Source organism: Streptomyces sp. NBC_00353, from assembly GCF_036108815.1.
GTDB lineage: Bacteria > Actinomycetota > Actinomycetes > Streptomycetales > Streptomycetaceae > Streptomyces.
In genome coordinates this window covers 5,685,662-5,704,683 of the sequence record NZ_CP107985.1, presented here as the reverse complement: position 1 = coordinate 5,704,683, position 19,022 = coordinate 5,685,662, and the positions used below count along the sequence as shown (strand labels likewise).

Here is a 19,022-nt window from a genome sequence, read left to right as displayed (position 1 = left end):
TCGAATGAATAACTATTGCCACCTTTGCCTCAACCGGTGTGCAGCAGTCCGGTCGCCAGGCCGATGACCACGGGCGCCACCCCGACCGCCAGAAAGGCGGGCAGAAAGCAGAGCCCCACCGGCGCCGTGATCAGCACGCCGGCCCGCTGGGCGCGCGCCACGGCCGCACTCGACCGTTCCGCCCGCATCGCCTCGGCCAGGCGGGAGACCGACTCCGCCGCGGGAGCCCCGGTCGAGCCCGCCCGCTCCAGACAGCGGGCCAGTGCACCGGCGCCCGGTATCTCGCCGAACCTCCCCCAGGAGACGGCCGGTTCGCCGCCCAGCCGGATCTCCGCCGCCGTCCGAGCCAGCCGCTCGCCGACCGGACCGCCCAGCGACTCCCCCACCGCCTCGGCCGCCTCACGCGGCCCGGCTCCGGCCGAGATGCAGGCCGCCAGCAGATCGGCTGCCAGCGGGAGCTGCTGTGCGATCTCCGCCGCCTCCGCTGCGGGCACGCCGGGTCTGCGCCGATCGCGCGTCCGCTGCCACCGCCAGGTGCCGTACGCGGCCGCCAGTCCGACCGCACACCCCAGCGGACCGCCGACCAGAATCCAGCCGGTCACCACTGCGCCCAGCAGCGCGGCCAGATCCCTGACCCGGGCCCCGGACACCGACCGCCTGCGCCGCCGCTTCCCGGGGTCGACCGCCAGCAGCAACGCGCCCCGGCGAAGCACCGTCCGCTCTCGCCGCCGCCCGGCCAGGGCGAGAGCCGGATACGCGACCGCGCCCAGCACCACCCCCAGCAGACCCAACCCGTGGACAAGGTGCACAACCTCGCCTGCCACCCGGCTCATGCGGCTTCCCCCGCCCGTACGATCCGGCCGGCCCAGAGGAGACCGGCCGTCTCCAGCAGGCCGCCGACCGTCAGGCAGACCAGCCCGGCCGGACCGTGCAGGAGCACCCGCAACGGGTCGGCCCCGAGCGCCGCCCCCAGCCCCAGACCCAGCACCGGAAGCAGCGCCAGCACGGCCACCGTCGACCAGGCACCCGCCAGCTGCGCCCGCAACTCCTCCCGCCGGCGCCGCTCGGCCCGCAGCGCTCCCTCCAGGCGGTCCAGACCGGCCGCCAGCCCGGCCCCTCCGTCCACCGCGACCCGCCAGCACGCCGCCACCCCGGCGAGCCCTTCCAGGCCCGGCTCACGCGCCGCCTGCCCGAGCGCAGCCGGCACATCGCCACCGAACCGCGCAGCAGCCGACACGGCGGCCTCCGCCGCACCCATCGCGCCGGTGCCGCGCACGGCGACCAACAGCGCCTGCCCCGGCTCGTGCCCGGCCCGCAGCTCACCCACCACCGCACCGCACAGCGCCACCACCGCGTCGGCCCGGCGCTCGCGCTCCCGCCGCCCAGCCCGCCTGCGCAGCCACCGCCGCGCCAGCGGCACCGCCACCACCCCCGCGACCACCGGCAGCAGGGACTCCCCCAGCACGGCAAGCACGAGCGCCACCGGCAGACAGAGCCACTCCCTGCGCCCCCGGAACATCCCGCCGCACCGCTCCAGGACCCGCTCCCAGCAGCTCCGCGACGCCGGCTCACCCACCCCGTCGACGAACAACACCCTGGCCCGCCGCAGCCCTTGGTCCTGCCCCACCGCCAACCAGGCAGCCGTCCCCGCACACACGGCCATCGTGTACGTCGCGTACTCCGCCGCCCCCGCCGACAACCCACCGGTCACATCGCACCCCCGATCAGCGACCGCAGCCGCTCCCAGCCCCGCTCCCGGACGAAGCCGTCGGCGCCCCAGCGCAACGCGGGCACCGTCACCACCAGACCGGCCGCATCCCGCTCCAGCACGTGCACCTCGGCGATTTTCCGCAGCCCGGCCCGGTCCCGTACGAGATGGACCAGCACCGACAGCGCCGCCGCCAACTGACTGTGCAGCGCCACCCGGTCGAGTCCGGCCGCCGTGCCGAGGGCCTCCAGACGGGCGGGGACATGCTCGGCGGCGTTCGCGTGGACCGTGCCGCAGCCGCCCTCGTGGCCCGTGTTCAGCGCGGCCAGCAACACCGTCACCTCGGAACCACGCACCTCCCCCACCACCAGCCGGTCCGGCCGCATCCGCAACGCCTGACGCACCAGGTCCTGCAAGGTCACCCGGCCCGCCCCTTCCTGGTTGGCCGGACGCGACTCCAGGCGCACCACATGCGGGTGGTCCGGCCGCAGCTCGGCCGAGTCCTCGGCGAGCACGATCCGCTCCCGCTCCCCGACGGCGCCCAGCAGGCTCGACAGCAGCGTGGTCTTCCCCGCGCCCGTGCCACCACTGATCAGATACGAGACCCGGGCCTCCACCAGCGCCCGCAACACCCGGTCCCCGCCCGGCGGTACGGTCCCCGCCGCAACCAGCTCCGCCAGCGAGAAGGCCCTGGGGCGCACCACCCGCAGCGACAGGCACGTGGAACCGACGGACACCGGCGGCAGCACCGCGTGCATCCGCGTCCCGTCCGGCAGCCGGGCGTCCACCCAGGGCCGGGCGTCGTCCAGCCGCCGCCCGGCGACCGCGGCGAGCCGCTGCGCCAGCCTGCGCACCGCCGGGGCGTCCCGGAAGGTCACCCCGGTGAGTTCGAGCCCGCCTCCCCGGTCCACCCACACCCGGTCCGGCGCGGACACCAGCACGTCAGTGACCGCGGGATCGGCAAGCAGCGGTTCCAGCACCCCGGTGCCGACCAGTTCGCCGCGCAACTCCTCCGCGGCTCCGAGTACTTCGGCATCGCCGAGCAGCCGTCCCTGGGCCCGGAGCGCGGCCGCCACCCCGGCCGGGGTCGGTGCGGCGCCGCTCTGCGCCAGCCGCTGCCGCACGGCGTCGAGCGATGCTTCGGTCATGACACCGCTCCCCCGGCGACGCCTCCGGCAAGCGCGCGGTCCCAGAACGCCGCACAGAACCTGGCCAGCGGGGAACGGGCGCTGCCGCCGGGCGGCGTCCCGCCATCCTGAGCGGCGAGCAGCCCCGGCTCCAGCGGGAGTTCACCGGCGAGCGGCAGCCCCAGCGCATCCGCCACCCAGCGCTCGTCCAGACCTGCCGCGTACGGGCCGCGTGCCATCACCCTCAGATCGCCCAGGACCATCCCGGCCATGGACGCCACCCGCTTCGCCGCCGCGACCGCCCGCAACTCGCCGGGGACGACCAGCAGCCCGAGGTCCAGCTGGGCAAGCGCCTCGGCCACCGACTCGTCGACCCGGCGCGGCAGATCGACGACCACCACCCCACCGAGCCTGCGCGCGGCCGCCAGCACCGCCGCCATGGCCGGTGGCGGAACGACCACCCAGTCGTCGCGCCCCCAGCTGAGCACCCGCAACCCGTGCAATGCGGGCAGCGACTCCTCCAGGGCGCCACCGCCCACCCGCCCTTTGGAATGGGCGAAATCCGGCCACCTCATCCCCTCGGCGCGCTCGCCGCCGAGCAGCACATCGATGCCCCCACCCAGCGGATCGCCGTCGATCAGCATGGTCCGCCGCCCGCTCCTGGCCGCAGCCACGGCCAGCGCGCAGGCCAATGTCGACGCGCCGGCTCCGCCCCGTCCGCCGATCACTCCGACGGTGAGCGCGGGCCTGCCCACACCCTCCGCCGCATTGGCGATCTGATCGACGAGCCAGCTCTCCGCGTCGGGCAGCCGCAGCACATATTCCGCCCCGATCTCCACGCCCCGCCGCCAGACGTCCGGGGCGTCCTGGTCGCGCCCCACGAGCATCACGCCCTGCCTGCGCGCGACTCCACGGCACCGCGGGGCCGCGTCGTCGCCCACCAGAACCATCGGAGCCCGCTCCCAGCCGCCTCTGCCTTCCGGCAGCGTGTGGTGAACCTCAGGCTCCGCTCCGGCGGCCGCGCACAGCCGCAGCAGATCGTCAAGCAGTTCCACATCCTCGGTCACGATCAGCGGTCCGCCGCTCCGCTCTTCGGCGACCGGCAGACGATCCCGTGCGATGGATTCGGCCACGATCTCCCCCTTCTCCCTGCACCTTCACCGCGGTTTCGCGGCGATCTCGGAGGCTTCCGAGATCGGCGATATCCGGAACCCGCGGACTTCGCGGGTGGAATCACCGTGCAACGCTTCGGGAAATCGTGTGGATCTTGCTCAAAAACTGTGGACAACTCCACCGCTGTGAATATCTCCGTCACCCATACCGGCGACTTCCGGAGAGCAGCACTTCCACTACAGACTGTGACGAGTCATGGTGGTTCGAGAGCGCAGAAAAACGGGCCGTCGCGGCCGAGAAGGAGACAGAATGCTTGATTCCGAGCGCCAGAAATGCGTCCGGACATGCGACGACCCCCGCCGGGGGGGAGAGCGGGGGTCGTCCCCACGGCCGACTCGGGGGGGGAGGAGTCGGACCGGGTTAGCACGGTCGCGAACGATCCGTGACTTCCATGGTGTACCCGAGAGCCTTCTCAGGCAAACCCACGCGCCAGAGTTTACGCCGAATGGTGGGCCCCTATGCTCTGCCTTGTGGAAAACCACTCCTTGCCGCGCACAGCAGCCTTCTTTGACCTGGACAAGACGGTCATTGCGAAGTCTTCGACTCTGACCTTCAGCAAGTCCTTCTACCAAGGCGGACTGATCAACCGCCGTGCCGTACTGCGCACCGCGTACGCACAGTTCGTGTTCCTCGCCGGGGGCGCCGATCACGACCAGATGGAGCGGATGCGCGAATATCTCTCCGCGCTCTGCAAGGGCTGGAACGTCCAGCAGGTGAAGGAAATCGTCGCCGAGACCTTGCACGATCTGATCGACCCCATCATCTACGACGAGGCGGCGACCCTCATCGAGGAGCACCACACCGCCGGACGCGATGTCGTCATCGTTTCCACCTCGGGCGCAGAAGTCGTCGAGCCGATCGGCGAGCTGCTGGGCGCCGACCGGGTCGTCGCCACTCGAATGGTCGTCGGCGACGACGGCTGTTTCACCGGCGAGGTGGAGTACTACGCGTACGGGCCGACGAAGGCCGAGGCGGTCCAGGCACTCGCCGTCTCGGAGGGATACGACCTCTCGCGCTGTTACGCCTACAGCGATTCCGCGACCGATGTACCGATGCTGGCGGCCGTCGGCCACCCGCACGCGGTCAACCCGGACCGCGCACTGCGGCGCGAAGCAGCGCTCCGGGAATGGCCGATTCTCGTCTTCAACCGCCCGGTTCGGCTCAAGCAGCGGCTGCCCGCGCTCTCGATGCCACCCCGCCCAGCGCTCGTCGCCGCCGCAGCAGTGGGCGCAGCAGCCGTCACCGCGGGACTCGTCTGGTACACCTCGCGCCGACGCGCGGCCGCGACAACCGCCTGACATCCCGCACCTGCACCCGCGCACCGGGAGAACTCAGCCCTCGCCGCGCGAAGCCCGCCGCCCGGGTCACCACGCGACCGCTGTCCGGAGCCTGCCTCCGGACAGCGGTCCCGGTCCGCGTCGAACGGCTCTGCCGCATGCCGGATTCCGGCCCTGACCAGCATGTTCGGTTCGTCCATATTTGAACCCAAAAGTAAAGAAGCATGGCCAGCACTACCGCTTACCCCAGGTGTGGAGTAGAAAGGAGTCAACGGCCCGCGAGACCAAGGACATCCGAGAGGATTACCTGTAACGCAGAGAAGGCCCCACGGACCGAGCATGAAAACCGAGCACCCACGCGACGTCGACCCGTCGATTACGGGCCAGCCGCACCAGGTAACGGGCTGAGTTCCCGACCTGATGGGCATGTATCGAGGACGCATGGTAACTGGGTGGACGTGCCAGCGGCGGTACCGAGGACGGTACCGCCGCAACCCTTTGATCGGGCAGTGAAGTCAGCAGTCGGGCCGGGGAGTTGGCGGCCGAACTGATGGACGGCCCTGACGGACGAGCCGCCGGGCGGGAGCTAGGCAGCCCCGCGCTGCAGCGCCTCACAGACCGCCGTCGACTCCCTGACACCGAGCTCCACCGCGCGCCCGCAGTGCGCGATCCAGGCGGCCATGCCGTCCGGCGTCCCCGACAGATAGCCCTCGAACGCTGCGACGTACGCCGCCCGGCCCTGTTCCGCATGGCCGACCTCGGCGGGACAGATGGACTTCGGGTCCAGTCCACTCCCGATCAGCACGATCCGTTCGGCGGTCCGCGCGACCAGCCCGTTGTACGAACCGAAGGGGCGCAGCGCCAGCAGTTCGCCGTGCACGACCGCGGCCGTCACCAGCGCGGGCGCCGCACTCCCCGCAAGGATCAGTCCGGAGAGACCTTCCAGCCGCCCGGCGACCTCGTCCGCGTCCGGCAGCGGCGCTTCGATCAGCGGCTCGTCCACCGGCTCGCCCGCCAGCCGGGGCCGGCCGACCGCGTCATCGGGCGCGGCCCCGCCGGCCGCCACCAGATGCAGCCGGGCAAGGACCCGCAGCGGCGACTGCCGCCAGATGGAGAGCAGTTGACCTGCTTCCGCGGTGAGCCGGAGGGCGGCTCCGATCACCTGCGACTCGTCGTCACCGCTGAAGTCGGTGCGCCGCCGCACCTCCTCCAGGTTCCAGTCGGCGCCGGAGAGCGCGGCGGATCCACGCGCGCCGCGCAGCGCCGCCTCCGCGGTGACCTCGTTGCTGCGGCGGCGCATGACTCGGTGACCGTAGACGCGGTCGACGGCCTTGCGTACGGAGTCCACCGCGTCGGCGACCCCCGGCAGGGCGCCCAGGGTGGCGAGCGGGTCTGGGGCAGTCGTACTCATAGGTAGCGAGGCTACGCGCCCCCTACACCCATACCGTCCCGGAGTGGCCTTCTTCACGAAGTTCGACAACGGAGCGCAGTTGTGCAGCTACCCTAGGTGAACATGAAGATCGCTTTCGTAGGGAAGGGCGGCAGCGGCAAGACCACGCTGTCCTCGCTCTTCATCCGCCACCTTGCCGCCAATGAAGCCCATGTCGTCGCGGTGGACGCCGACATCAACCAGCATCTGGGGGCCGCACTCGGCCTCGATGACGAGGAGGCGGCGGCGCTGCCCGCCATGGGTGCGCAACTGCCACTGATCAAGGAGTATCTGCGAGGCAGCAACTCCCGTATCGCCTCCGTCGAGACGATGATCAAGACAACTCCGCCCGGCGAGGGCTCGCGGCTGCTCCGCGTCCGCGAGGACAACCCGGTCTATGACGCGTGCGCCCGCACGATCACGCTGGACGACGGGGACATCCGGCTGATGACCACCGGACCGTTCGCCGAATCGGATCTGGGGGTGGCGTGCTACCACTCCAAGGTCGGCGCGGTCGAGCTCTGCCTCAACCATCTCGTCGACGGTCCCGACGAGTACGTGGTCGTCGACATGACCGCGGGTTCGGACTCCTTCGCGTCAGGAATGTTCACCCGCTTCGACATGACATTCCTGGTTGCCGAACCGACCCGCAAGGGCGTCTCGGTCTATCGCCAGTACAAGGAGTACGCACGGGACTTCGGGGTCGCCCTGAAGGTCGTCGGCAACAAGGTGCAGGGCCAGGACGACCTGGACTTCCTGCGGGCCGAGGTCGGTGACGACCTTCTGGTCAGCGTCGGTCACTCCGACTGGGTGCGGGCGATGGAAAAGGGCCGGCCGGCCCGCTTCGAGCTACTGGAGGCGGACAACCGGATGGCCCTGCAGGCCCTGCAGGACGCGGCGGAGGATTCGTACGGGCAGCGCGACTGGGAGCGCTACACGCGGCAGATGGTGCACTTCCACCTGAAGAACGCAGAGAGCTGGGGCAACGAGAAGACGGGCGCCGATCTGGCTGCCCAGGTCGACCCCTCCTTCGTGCTCGACGAGCGGAGCGCACAGGTCGGCGTCGCTCAGCCCGTGTGAACGGGTTGCGACGCCGCGCCCCTCCATCGCTCGGCCCCTTGACCCACCCGGCCCCTGACCTGCGATCCAACCGGTCGCCCACGACTCGGCGACCGGCGCGGTGACGGGGCCGGACACCCCTGGCGCTCCGCCCACTTCCCGTCGGACAGCCCCGGGACCCGTGGGCGAGGCGGGCCGCCCGCCCCTTCCCGCGGCACCTCGCCGACGCCGAGTGCGCCCTCGCCGGCGCCGTCCCAGGAGAACACCACGCACTGCGGCAGCTTCTGACCAGGCAACAGGCGCTCCGGCCGGAGCCGCTTCGGCCGACTTTCGGTGAAGATGTGGTGGAGCCGTCGCCGGTGAGGAAGAAGCGACGCCGGGGGCGCGCGCGTTCCACTCGGGCCCGGCATCCCCTTTCGTGGCGGCCATCATCGGCCCCACTCTCTTCCTTTTCGGATAATTTGTACGAAATCTGCCGACGCAGCACGGTCGAGGTCGCATGCCGCCCTGAAAACATCCGCATGACAGACCATGCAAAAAGCTGACTATTCACTTGAATGAGTGACTCAATGGCCCATTTGCCCTGAATCATGGACGTAAATCTTTACTCTCCATTACGATTCATTTACCGAGAGTTGAGAAATCCCGCCGCTGCACGCCGTGACCCACGGCCGCGTCCCCACGTTCCGCGACCGCGCTGCCCCGGAGGAGACGGGAACATGTCTGCTTGCGTCCGCATCCGTCATGACCACACAGCCCGCAGTTCGCCACCTTCCCGCGCCTCGGGAATCAAACGCCCTCACAGCCCGCCACCGCCGCGCCGCGGCGGGCGATTCCGCATCGCGGGCGCCGACCTGTCCGCATCGATCACTGTCTTCCTCATCGCCGTCCCCATGTCGCTCGGCCTGGCCGTCGCCATGGACGCCCCGTTGGAAGCCGGACTCATCTCCGCCGCGATCGGCGGCATCGTCGCCGGACTGCTCGGCGGCACTCCCCTCCAGGTCAGCGGCCCGTCCGCCGGTCTGACCGTGGTCACAGCCGAGTTGATCCAGATCTACGGCTGGCGCACCACCTGCGCGATCACCATCGGCGCCGGACTTCTGCAGATCCTGCTGGGCTCGCTGCGAGCGGCCCGCGGCGCCCTCGCTGTCAGCCCCGCCATCGTGCACGGCACCCTCGCCGGTATCGGCGTAGCCATCGCGCTCGCCCAGTTGCACATCGTGCTCGGCGGCTCGCCCTTGAGCTCGGCGGCCGCCAACGCCCTGGCACTTCCTGAACAGTTGGGCCGGTCGAGTCCGGCCGCGCCGCTGATCGGTGCACTGACCATCGCCGTACTGATGGTGTGGCCGCGGCTCCCCGGGCGGATCGGGCGAGCGGTGCGACGGCTGCCCGCGGCCCTCGCCTCGGTGGCGATCGCAACGGCGGTGGCAGCGGTCGCAGCTCCCGGGATCGCCCGGGTCGACCTGCCCTCCTGGCGCTCGCACGCCCTGCCCGAGCTGCCGCAGGGTCCCGTCCTGGCCCTGGCCACCGCCGTGTTCACGGTGCTGCTGGTGGCCAGCCTCGAATCGCTGCTCGCCGCAGTGGCGGTGGACAAGCTGACCGCCGACCGCGCCGGCGGGAGAACCGCCGATTCCGCCACTCCTGCCCCGGCCGCCCCGCCGGTCCAGCGCTCCGATCTCGACCGCGAACTGCGCGGCCAGGGCATCGCCAACGTACTGTCCGGGCTGCTCGGCGGACTGCCGGTGTCCGGTGGCGCGGTGCGGAGTTCGGCGAACGTACGGGCCGGGGCCACCGGCCGAGCCGCCACCGTGCTGCACGGCGTCTGGGTGCTGCTCGCCGCCGGACTGTTGGTCACGGCCCTGGAGTGGATCCCGCTGGCCGCACTCGCCGCTCTGGTGATGGTGGTCGGCTTCCAGATGGTGAGCTTCGCCCACATCCGCAATGTCCACAGGCACCGCGAATTCCTGGTGTACGGGGCGACGATCACCGGTGTGGTGCTCTTCGGTGTGCTGGAGGGTGTGGCCATCGGCATCGCCGTGGCCGTGGCCGTCGCCCTGCACCGGCTGGCCCGCACCAGGATCACGGTGACCGATCAGAACGGCCAGCATCTGGTGGTCGTACGGGGCCAGCTGACGTTCCTCGCGGTGCCGCGGCTCAGCCGGGCGCTCGGCCAGTTGCCCCGAGGCGCGGACGCGGTGGTCGAGTTGGACGGATTCTTCATGGACCATGCGGCGTACGAGACGATCCAGCACTGGAGCGATGCCCAGACCGCGCAGGGCGGCCGGGTCGTTTTCACCGGCAGATCCGGTGGCCGGATCGCCGAGCCCGCCTCGGCGGCCCACTCCTGCTGCCGCCCCTGGACACCGTGGCGCAACCACCACTGCCACGACCAGCCCGGCCGGCCGGTCGACGCCCGCCATGCCGCCGCCACCTGGGTGGCTTTCCCCTCCGGCGAACACCCCACCGCCGACCAGGGGCCCACGGGCTCAGGCCGCGCCGAGGCCGACGCCCCGGGGGCCAATGCCGCCGCCACCGCCGACCCCACCGGCGGGTTCGACACCCCCGGCGACGGATCCGCCGTTCCGCGCCGGTCCGGCGCGCACCGGCTGGCCAGCGGGCTCAGTTCGTTCCAGCGCAATACGGCTCCGCTGGTGCGCGACGAGCTCGCCCGGCTGGCCCGCGAGGGTCAGCGTCCCTCCCAGCTCTTCATCACCTGCGCGGACTCCCGCCTGGTCACCAGCATGATCACGGCGAGCGGCCCGGGCGACCTGTTCACCGTTCGGAACGTCGGCAACCTCGTGCCCCCGCCGGGCGCGGAGGCCGGTGACGACTCGGTGGGCGCCGCGATCGAGTACGCGGTGGATGTGCTCAAGGTCGAGTCCATCACCGTCTGCGGCCACTCCGGCTGCGGCGCGATGCAGGCGCTGATGAGCACCGGGCCGGACGCCCCGCAGACGTCCCTGTGGCGCTGGCTGCGGCACGGCCTGCCGAGCCTGGAACGGATGAGGTCCCGGCATCATGCCTGGGCACGGATCTCCGGCCGGCTGCCCGCCGATGAGGTGGAGCAGCTCTGCCTCTCCAATGTGGTCCAGCAGTTGGACCATCTGCGGGCCCATGGATCGGTGGCGCGGAGACTCGCCGAGGGTGCACTCCAATTGCACGGGATGTACTTCCACGTCGGCGAGGCGCAGGCGTATCTGCTGGCCGAGGGCGCGAGCGCCGGTAGCGGGATCGACGAGGTCTTCGACCGGGTGGGCCCCGGCGACCCGAACCACGCCCGCCCGTACGACATCACCGACCTCAGTGACCCCACAGGTCTCAGTGATCCCGGTGATCACGCAGCTGTTTCCGCCCCCGCCGCGGCGGCCGACCCTGCCGATCCCTCTGGTTCCGGCGAGTTGGAACGTACGAGCGCCTGAACCACTTGCGCCTCGGGTCCGTGAGACCTTGTGGTCGTTCCTCCATACACGAAACACAGGTCTAAACCAATTCCCGGCAGACACTTGTCACCCGGCCCTTGGCCTGATGAGCTATGCCCCGGGACACAACGGACACCCTGGGAATGGGAGATGTCGTGAGCAACGAAAGCTTGGCCAATCTGCTTCGGGAAGATCGCCGGTTCGCACCACCCGCCGATCTGGCCGCCGACGCCAACGTCACAGCCGAGGCGTACGAGCAGGCCGAGGCGGACCGGCTGGGCTTCTGGGCCGATCAGGCCCGGCGCCTGACCTGGGCCACGGAGCCGACCGAGACGCTCGACTGGAGCAACCCGCCCTTCGCCAAGTGGTTCGCGGACGGCAAGCTGAACGTCGCGTACAACTGCGTGGACCGGCACGTCGAAGCGGGCCACGGCGACCGTGTCGCCATCCACTTCGAGGGCGAGCCCGGCGACAGCCGCGCAATCACATATGCGGAACTGAAGGACGAGGTCTCCCGCGCCGCCAACGCCCTCGCCGAGCTCGGCGTCGGCAAGGGCGACCGGGTCGCCGTCTACCTGCCGATGATCCCCGAGGCCGCCGTCGCGATGCTGGCCTGCGCCCGCATCGGCGCCGCGCACTCGGTGGTCTTCGGCGGCTTCTCCGCCGACGCCATCGCCGCCCGCATCCAGGACGCGGACGCCAAGGTCGTCATCACCGCCGACGGTGGCTACCGCCGCGGCAAGCCGTCCGCGCTGAAGCCCGCCGTGGACGACGCCGTCTCCCGTCTCGACACCGTCGAGCACGTCCTCGTGGTGCGGCGCACCGGCCAGGACACCCCGTGGACCGAGGGCCGCGACGTCTGGTGGCACGAGATCACCGGCCGCCAGTCCGCCGAGCACGCCCCCGAGGCATTCGACGCCGAGCACCCGCTCTTCATCCTCTACACCTCGGGTACGACGGGTAAGCCGAAGGGCATCCTGCACACCTCCGGCGGCTACCTCACGCAGGCGGCGTACACCCACCACGCCGTCTTCGACCTCAAGCCGGAGACCGACGTCTACTGGTGCACCGCCGACATCGGCTGGGTGACCGGACACTCGTACATCGTGTACGGACCGCTGGCCAACGGCGCGACGCAGGTGATGTACGAGGGCACGCCCGACACCCCTCACCAGGGGCGCTTCTGGGAGATCATCCAGAAGTACGGCGTCACGATCCTCTACACGGCGCCGACCGCGATCCGTACGTTCATGAAGTGGGGCGACGACATCCCCGCCAAGTTCGACCTGTCGTCGCTGCGGATTCTCGGTTCGGTCGGTGAGCCGATCAACCCCGAGGCGTGGATCTGGTACCGCAAGCACATCGGCGCCGACAAGTGCCCGATCGTGGACACCTGGTGGCAGACCGAGACCGGCGCGATGATGATCTCGCCGCTTCCCGGTGTCACGGAGACCAAGCCCGGTTCGGCCCAGCGCGCCCTGCCCGGTATCTCCGCCACCGTCGTCGACGACGAGGCCAACGAGGTGGCGAACGGCGGGGGCGGCTACCTCGTCCTCACCGAGCCGTGGCCGTCGATGCTCCGCACCATCTGGGGCGACGACCAGCGCTTCCTCGACACCTACTGGTCGCGCTTCGAAGGCAAGTACTTCGCGGGCGACGGCGCCAAGAAGGACGAGGACGGCGACATCTGGCTGCTCGGCCGGGTCGACGACGTGATGCTCGTGTCCGGGCACAACATCTCGACCACCGAGGTCGAGTCGGCGCTCGTGTCGCACCCGTCGGTCGCCGAGGCCGCCGTGGTCGGCGCGGCCGACGAGACGACCGGCCAGGCCATTGTCGCGTTCGTGATACTGCGCGGTTCGGCGTCCGCCTCCGACAGCCTCGTCGCCGATCTGCGCAACCATGTCGGCGCCACGCTCGGCCCGATCGCCAAGCCCAAGCGGATCCTGCCGGTCGCCGAGCTGCCGAAGACCCGCTCCGGCAAGATCATGCGCCGCCTGCTGCGCGATGTCGCGGAGAACCGCGAGCTGGGTGATGTCACCACGCTCACCGACTCCTCGGTCATGGACCTCATCCAGACGCAGCTGCCGTCGTCGTCCTCCGAGGACTGAGGCAGTAGGCACGAGCAGATACGACCCCGAGGGGCACCCGGCAACGCGCCGGGTGCCCCTCGGGCATTTAAAGTGAAGATCACCGCATACGGCCCCGCACACCCCGGGTACAGTGGCAGCTGCATCAACAACTCATCAAAAAATCTCCACAGGGTGTGCCGGGAAGTCTGGTCGGCAAGTGCATCAGCCATGCCATTGCTGCCGTACCGACCCGGAGGTCTCCACTCGTGGCCGCGCCCGCCCCCACACCCCCCTCTCCGTCCCGCCGCACCTTTCTCGGGCGTCTCTCCCTCCCCGAGCGGAACTACCTCGCGGACGCCCTGCGCACCGAGACCGTCGGCGGAGTCATCCTGCTGGTCGCCACTGTGGCCGCGCTGACCTGGGCGAACACCTTCGGGTCCAGTTACCGGGCCGTCAGCGACTTCCACCTCGGGCCGCACTCCCTGGGGCTGGACCTCTCCGTGCAGCACTGGGCGGCCGACGGGCTGCTCGCGATCTTCTTCTTCGTCGCGGGTGTCGAGCTCAAGCGAGAACTGGTGGCGGGTGACCTGCGCGACCCCAAGGCGGCCGTCCTGCCGGTCATCGCCGCCCTCTGCGGCATGGCCGCGCCGGCCATCGTCTACACGCTGGTGACTGTGGTCGGCGGCGGTTCCACGGACGGCTGGGCCGTCCCCACCGCCACCGACATCGCCTTCGCGCTCGCCGTCCTCGCGGTGATCGGCACCTCGCTGCCGTCCGCGCTCCGCGCCTTCCTGCTCACCCTTGCCGTCGTCGACGACCTCTTCGCGATCCTGATCATCGCCGTCTTCTTCACCGAGGACATCGACTTCATGGCGCTCATCGGCGCCGTCGTCGGCCTCGTCGTCTTCTATCTGCTGCTGCGCAAGAACGTGCGCGGCTGGTACGTCTACGTACCGCTCGCCCTGGTCATCTGGGGACTGATGTACAACAGCGGCATCCACGCCACCATCGCCGGCGTCGCCATGGGCCTGATGCTGCGCTGCACCCGGCGCGAGGGCGAGCAGCACTCCCCCGGCGAGCACATCGAACACCTGATACGCCCGCTGTCGGCCGGTCTCGCCGTGCCGCTGTTCGCGCTCTTCTCGGCCGGGGTCTCGCTCTCCGGTCACGCGCTGGCGGGGGTCTTCACCCGGCCCGAGACGCTCGGTGTCGTACTGGGGCTCGTCGCCGGCAAGACGATCGGCATCTTCGGCGGTACGTGGCTGGCCGCCCGCTTCACCAAGGCCGAGCTGAACAAGGACCTGGCATGGGCGGACGTCTTCGCGGTCGCCGCGCTCGCCGGGATCGGCTTCACCGTCTCGCTGCTCATCGGCGAGCTCGCGTTCGAAGGGAACGCCGGCCTCACCAACGAGATCAAGGCCGCGGTGCTGATGGGATCCCTGATCGCGGCCGTGTTCTCCGGTGCATTGCTCAAACTCCGGGTACGCAGATACCGGACGCTCTACGAGGCGGAGGAGCTCGACGAGGACCAGGACGGCGTTCCCGACATCTACGAGCAGGACGATCCGGCGTACCACCTTCGGATGGCCGCGATCTACGAGAAGAAGGCCGCGGAACACCGCCGCCTTGCCGAACTGGCGGGGGCAGCGCGCAGCAAGCCGGACAGTCCGGCATGATCTGACACCAGATGTGTTGAGCTGGAGCAGAAGAGGGAGTCAGGGATGAGCGACCCCGGCAACTACGCGGGCAGCGCCGACCGCAGTCTCGGGCAGCTGGTCGCCTCGGCGACGGCCGAGGTGTCCGCACTCGTGCACGACGAGATCGCCCTGGCCAAGGCCGAGGTGCGGCAGGACGTCAAGCGGGGCGTGGCCGGCAGTGTGGCGTTCATCGTCGCAGGCGTGCTGATTCTGTTCGCGCTGCCCGTGCTGAGCTTCGCGGCGGCGTACGGAATCCACAACCTGGGACTCGGGCTCGCGTGGTCGTTCCTGATCGTGGGCGCCGCGTTCATTCTGCTTGCGATCGTGCTCGCGCTGATCGCCATCGCCAAGTTCAAGAAGGTCAAGCCGCCGGAGAAGTCCATCGCGTCGGCCAAGCAGACAGCGGCCGTGCTGCAGGGCGTCAAGCCGCATCCGCGGCCCGCCGTCACCGCGGGTGCGAGCCGTCCGGCCGTCACGGCCTCGGTCAGCACCCCGGCGGACAAGGCCGTGGTGAAGTCCTCGGTCCAGGACAAGGCGTCCGCTGTGGCACGCTCGTCCACATGACCGTCCCCGATTCCAGCGCATTCGGCCCCACAGGCCCCGGCTCAGGCAGTCCCGTACGCCTCGACGGCCCCTGGACCCACCGCGACGTGGCGGCCAACGGGGCGCGCTTCCACATCGCCGAGCTGGGTGACGGGCCGCTCGTACTGCTGCTGCACGGCTTCCCGCAGTTCTGGTGGACCTGGCGCCATCAGCTGACCGCACTCGCCGACGCCGGCTTCCGTGCCGTCGCGATGGATCTGCGCGGGGTGGGCGGCAGCGACCGCACGCCGCGGGGTTACGACCCCGCCAACCTGGCCCTCGACATCACCGGCGTGATCCGCTCGCTCGGCGAGCCGGACGCGGCGCTGGTCGGCCACGACATGGGCGGCTACCTCGCCTGGACGGCCGCAGTGATGCGGCCGAAGCTGGTGCGCCGGCTGGTGGTCTCCTCGATGCCGCATCCGCGCCGTTGGCGGTCCTCCATGCTGTCCGACTTCGCACAGTCCCGGGCGGGTTCGTACATCTGGGGCTTCCAACGGCCGTGGGTGCCGGAGCGTCAGCTCGTCGCGGACGACGCGGCGTTGGTGGGCCGACTGATCCGCGACTGGTCGGGGCCGCGGGCAGCGGAGTTCCCCGACGACGCGGCGGTGGACGTCTACCGGCGCGCGATGTGCATCCCGTCGACGGCGCACTGCTCGATCGAGCCGTACCGCTGGATGGTGCGGTCCATGGCGCGCCCGGACGGCATCCAGTTCAACCGCAGGATGAAGCGTCCGGTGCGGGTGCCCACGCTACATCTGCACGGTTCGCTCGATCCGGCGGTCCGTACGCGGAGTGCGGCGGGGTCCGGCGAGTACGTCGAAGCGCCGTACCGTTGGCGACTTTTCGATGGTCTGGGGCACTTCCCGCACGAGGAGGATCCGGTCGGGTTCTCGACCGAACTCATCAACTGGCTCAAGGATCCTGAGCCGGACCGGTAGCCCCGGCAGCCACGCGACCGGCTCTGCGGGCGGCCGGGCTGACCCGGCGCGGCCAATCGGTGGCCGGAACAGCACAGTTGTCTGACGAACAGCCAATTGCCCGGCGCATAGGCCAATTGGCTGGCGCATGGGCGATTACCGACCATGAGGCACGGGCAGACGTCGGGGTATGGGCTGGACGCACGACTTCGGTGACGCAGCACGCAATCGACGCTCGACCGCTACGGCGGATCCGAGCACTCATGAGGGGGACGGCCCCCAGGGCCGGGTGCGCAGTGCGCATGATCTACATGATCCCCGGCTGGGCATTCCGCGCATCCTCAGCCGCCGGGCCCGCTGGGTCTCGGCGCGGCTGCGGCATCCCCGCGGATGACGCGCCTCTCACCCGATCACACGGAGAAAGACGCCAGGGGGTGAGTGCGGGGCGGCTGCCCCGCACTCCCTCGCCTTCTCCGCGACCTACAGCGCGCACGCCTGGCTGTCGACCTGCTGGTTCGCGGTGCGGCCGGTCGTGATGTCCTGACGGATCTCGTCGGCGGTCAGGGCGTAGCCCGTCTGGGGGTCGTCCAGCGACTTGGCGAACACGACTCCGTACACCTTGCCGTCGGGGGTCAGCAGCGGGCCGCCGGAGTTGCCCTGACGGACCGTCGCGTAGAGCGAGTACACGTCGCGGCGGACCGTGCCCCGGTGGTAGATGTCCGGGCCGTTGGCGTCGATGCGGCCGCGTACGCGCGCGGCGCGTACGTCGTAGGAGCCGTTCTCCGGGAAGCCCGCGACGATGGCGCTGTTCCCCGAGGCCGCGTCGTGGTTGGTGTCGGTGAACTTCAGCGGCTTCGCGTCGAGGCCCGGGACGTCGAGTACGGCGATGTCGCGCTGCCAGTCGTACAGGACGACCTTCGCGTCGTACAGCCGCCCCTGGCCGCCGATCTGGACGGTCGGCTCGTCGACGCCGCCGACGACATGCGCGTTGGTCATCACCCGGCGGTCGGAGAAGACGAAGCCGGTGCCCTCGAGGACCTTGCCGCAGCTCGGAGCCGTACCGACGACCTTGACGATGGACTGCTTGGCGCGCTTCGCGACCGGGCTGCCGGCCAGTGCCGGGTCCGGGGCCTTGACCTCGGTGATCGGCTCGTTGGCGAAGGGGCTGAAGACCTGCGGGAAGCCGTTCTGCGCGAGGACCGAGGAGAAGTCCGTGAACCAGGTGGAGGCCTGGGAGGGCATCACCCGGGAGACGCCGAGCAGCACCGAGGAGTTGCGGACCTCCTTGCCCAGCGTCGGCAGCGACGTACCCGCGAGGGCTGACCCGATCAGCCACGCCACCAGCAGCATCGCGACCACATTGACCAGCGCGCCGCCGGTCGCGTCGAGTGCGCGCGCAGGCGACCAGGTGATGTAGCGGCGGAGTTTGTTGCCGAGATGCGTAGTAAAGGCCTGACCGACGGAGGCGCACACGATCACGATTATGACCGCGACGACCGCGGCAGTCGAGGACACTTCGGAGCTGTCCGTCAACTGGTCCCACAGGACCGGAAGCAGATAGACGGCGACGAGGCCGCCGCCGAGGAACCCGATCACCGACAGGATGCCGACGACGAAGCCCTGGCGGTAGCCGATCACTGCGAACCACACGGCGCCGGCCAGCAGCAGGATGTCCAGCACGTTCACCGTCTATTGCCCTCGCAGATTCGTCGCCGGACCCGTTCGTTCGGCTGAGGCCGGGCCGGCCCGGAAGGGCCCGGCACGGACGTCAGCCTGTCATGCGCGCCAGTCGAGCGGCACCTGTCTGGACCTGTCCCAGGGGCGCTCCCACCCTGCGAAGTGCAGAATGCGGTCGATGACCCCGGCCGTGAAACCCCAGACCAGGGCGGATTCGACCAGAAATGCCGGGCCGAGGTGACCGCTGGGGTGCACCGTCGTCACTCTATTGGCCGGATCCGTGAGATCCGCCACGGGAACCGTGAAGACCCGGGCCGTCTCCGCCGGATCGACGACTCCGACCGGGCTCGGCGCCCGCCACCAGCCGAGCACCGGCGTCACCACGAAGCTGCTCACCGGGATGTACAGCCGGGGCAGCACGCCGAAGAGCTGGACGCCGCGCGGATCGAGGCCCGTCTCCTCCTCGGCCTCCCGCAGAGCGGCCCTGAGCGGCCCTGTGGTCGCCTGATCGCCGTCCTCGGGGTCCAGGGCGCCACCGGGGAAGGAAGGCTGCCCCGCGTGGGAACGCAGGGATCCGGAGCGCTCCATCAGGAGCAGCTCGGGGCCGCGCTCGCCCTCGCCGAACAGGATCAGCACCGCGGACTGGCGCCCGGCGCCGTTCTCGGGCGGCAGGAAGCGGCTGAGCTGCCGGGGCTCGATGGTCCGCGCGGCGCGGACGACAGGGTCGAGCCAGCCGGGCAGCCCGTCGGCCGTGACGGCGATCGCGTCGTCACGGCCCGCGCCCGCGGTGCGGTTGTGTTCGCGCTTCTCCACGTCGCTCCGGTCGGGCGTCTGCCCGTCCGCCTGTACGTGGCTCTGTTCGTGCGTCTTCATCGGCACCCC

General features: G+C 70.5%; 15 protein-coding genes. 8 read left to right on the top strand and 7 right to left on the bottom strand.

Annotated features, from left to right (window positions below):
- Positions 1-29: 29 nt before the first annotated feature.
- From OHA88_RS25850 to ssd, 4 genes are read right to left on the bottom strand one after another with little or no spacing between them, the layout of a single operon-like run.
- Positions 30-833 (bottom strand): type II secretion system F family protein, encoded by an 804-nt coding sequence (locus OHA88_RS25850; protein ID WP_328627249.1) that lies wholly within the window; start codon positions 831-833, stop codon positions 30-32.
- Positions 830-1,711, bottom strand: a complete 882-nt coding sequence (locus OHA88_RS25845) for a type II secretion system F family protein (protein ID WP_425900366.1) — start codon at positions 1,709-1,711, stop codon at positions 830-832. Before OHA88_RS25845 ends, OHA88_RS25850 begins: the two co-directional genes overlap by 4 nt.
- On the bottom strand, positions 1,708-2,856 hold the full coding sequence (locus OHA88_RS25840; protein ID WP_328627248.1) for a TadA family conjugal transfer-associated ATPase: 1,149 nt from the start codon (positions 2,854-2,856) through the stop codon (positions 1,708-1,710). Before OHA88_RS25840 ends, OHA88_RS25845 begins: the two co-directional genes overlap by 4 nt.
- Positions 2,853-3,968: a septum site-determining protein Ssd gene (gene ssd / locus OHA88_RS25835; RefSeq protein ID WP_328627247.1), complete on the bottom strand. Its 1,116-nt coding sequence runs from the start codon at positions 3,966-3,968 to the stop codon at positions 2,853-2,855. Before ssd ends, OHA88_RS25840 begins: the two co-directional genes overlap by 4 nt.
- A 498-nt stretch (positions 3,969-4,466) precedes the next feature.
- Here ssd and OHA88_RS25830 point away from each other — a divergent pair, with 498 nt between their 5' ends.
- Positions 4,467-5,306, top strand: a complete 840-nt coding sequence (locus tag OHA88_RS25830; RefSeq protein ID WP_328627246.1) for an HAD family hydrolase — start codon at positions 4,467-4,469, stop codon at positions 5,304-5,306.
- Between the two features lie 565 nt (positions 5,307-5,871).
- Here the strand turns inward: OHA88_RS25830 and OHA88_RS25825 are convergent.
- Positions 5,872-6,696, bottom strand: coding sequence for an oxidoreductase (locus OHA88_RS25825; RefSeq protein ID WP_267004444.1), 825 nt, complete (start codon positions 6,694-6,696; stop codon positions 5,872-5,874).
- A gap of 102 nt (positions 6,697-6,798) precedes the next feature.
- On the opposite strand from OHA88_RS25825, the gene OHA88_RS25820 reads away from it, so the two are divergent.
- From OHA88_RS25820 to OHA88_RS25790, 7 genes are all read left to right on the top strand, one after another.
- On the top strand, positions 6,799-7,794 hold the full coding sequence (locus OHA88_RS25820) for an ATP-binding protein (protein ID WP_328627245.1): 996 nt from the start codon (positions 6,799-6,801) through the stop codon (positions 7,792-7,794).
- Positions 7,795-8,492: 698 nt separating this feature from the next.
- Positions 8,493-11,192 carry a bifunctional SulP family inorganic anion transporter/carbonic anhydrase gene (locus OHA88_RS25815; protein ID WP_328627244.1) on the top strand — a complete coding sequence of 900 codons (2,700 nt, stop codon included), beginning with the start codon at positions 8,493-8,495 and terminating at the stop codon, positions 11,190-11,192.
- Between the two features lie 113 nt (positions 11,193-11,305).
- Positions 11,306-13,303 (top strand): acetate--CoA ligase, encoded by a 1,998-nt coding sequence (gene acs, locus OHA88_RS25810; protein ID WP_328627243.1) that lies wholly within the window; start codon positions 11,306-11,308, stop codon positions 13,301-13,303.
- A gap of 227 nt (positions 13,304-13,530) precedes the next feature.
- Entirely contained in the window at positions 13,531-14,940 is a 1,410-nt protein-coding gene (gene nhaA, locus OHA88_RS25805; protein ID WP_328627242.1) for a Na+/H+ antiporter NhaA, read from the top strand.
- Positions 14,941-14,985: 45 nt separating this feature from the next.
- Entirely contained in the window at positions 14,986-15,525 is a 540-nt protein-coding gene (locus OHA88_RS25800) for a phage holin family protein (protein WP_267004439.1), read from the top strand.
- Positions 15,522-16,484, top strand: coding sequence for an alpha/beta fold hydrolase (locus OHA88_RS25795; RefSeq protein WP_326604538.1), 963 nt, complete (start codon positions 15,522-15,524; stop codon positions 16,482-16,484). The genes OHA88_RS25800 and OHA88_RS25795 overlap by 4 nt, the downstream gene beginning before the upstream one ends.
- 169 nt (positions 16,485-16,653) lie before the next feature.
- Complete coding sequence (locus OHA88_RS25790; RefSeq protein ID WP_328627241.1) at positions 16,654-16,857, top strand: hypothetical protein; 204 nt, start codon at positions 16,654-16,656, stop codon at positions 16,855-16,857.
- 86 nt (positions 16,858-16,943) lie between these two features.
- Here OHA88_RS25790 and OHA88_RS25785 read toward each other — a convergent pair whose 3' ends face one another.
- Both OHA88_RS25785 and OHA88_RS25780 read right to left on the bottom strand, forming a co-directional pair.
- Entirely contained in the window at positions 16,944-18,149 is a 1,206-nt protein-coding gene (locus tag OHA88_RS25785; RefSeq protein WP_326604540.1) for a MarP family serine protease, read from the bottom strand.
- Positions 18,150-18,239: 90 nt separating this feature from the next.
- Positions 18,240-19,019, bottom strand: coding sequence for an NUDIX hydrolase (locus OHA88_RS25780; RefSeq protein ID WP_425900376.1), 780 nt, complete (start codon positions 19,017-19,019; stop codon positions 18,240-18,242).
- Positions 19,020-19,022: the final 3 nt, after the last annotated feature.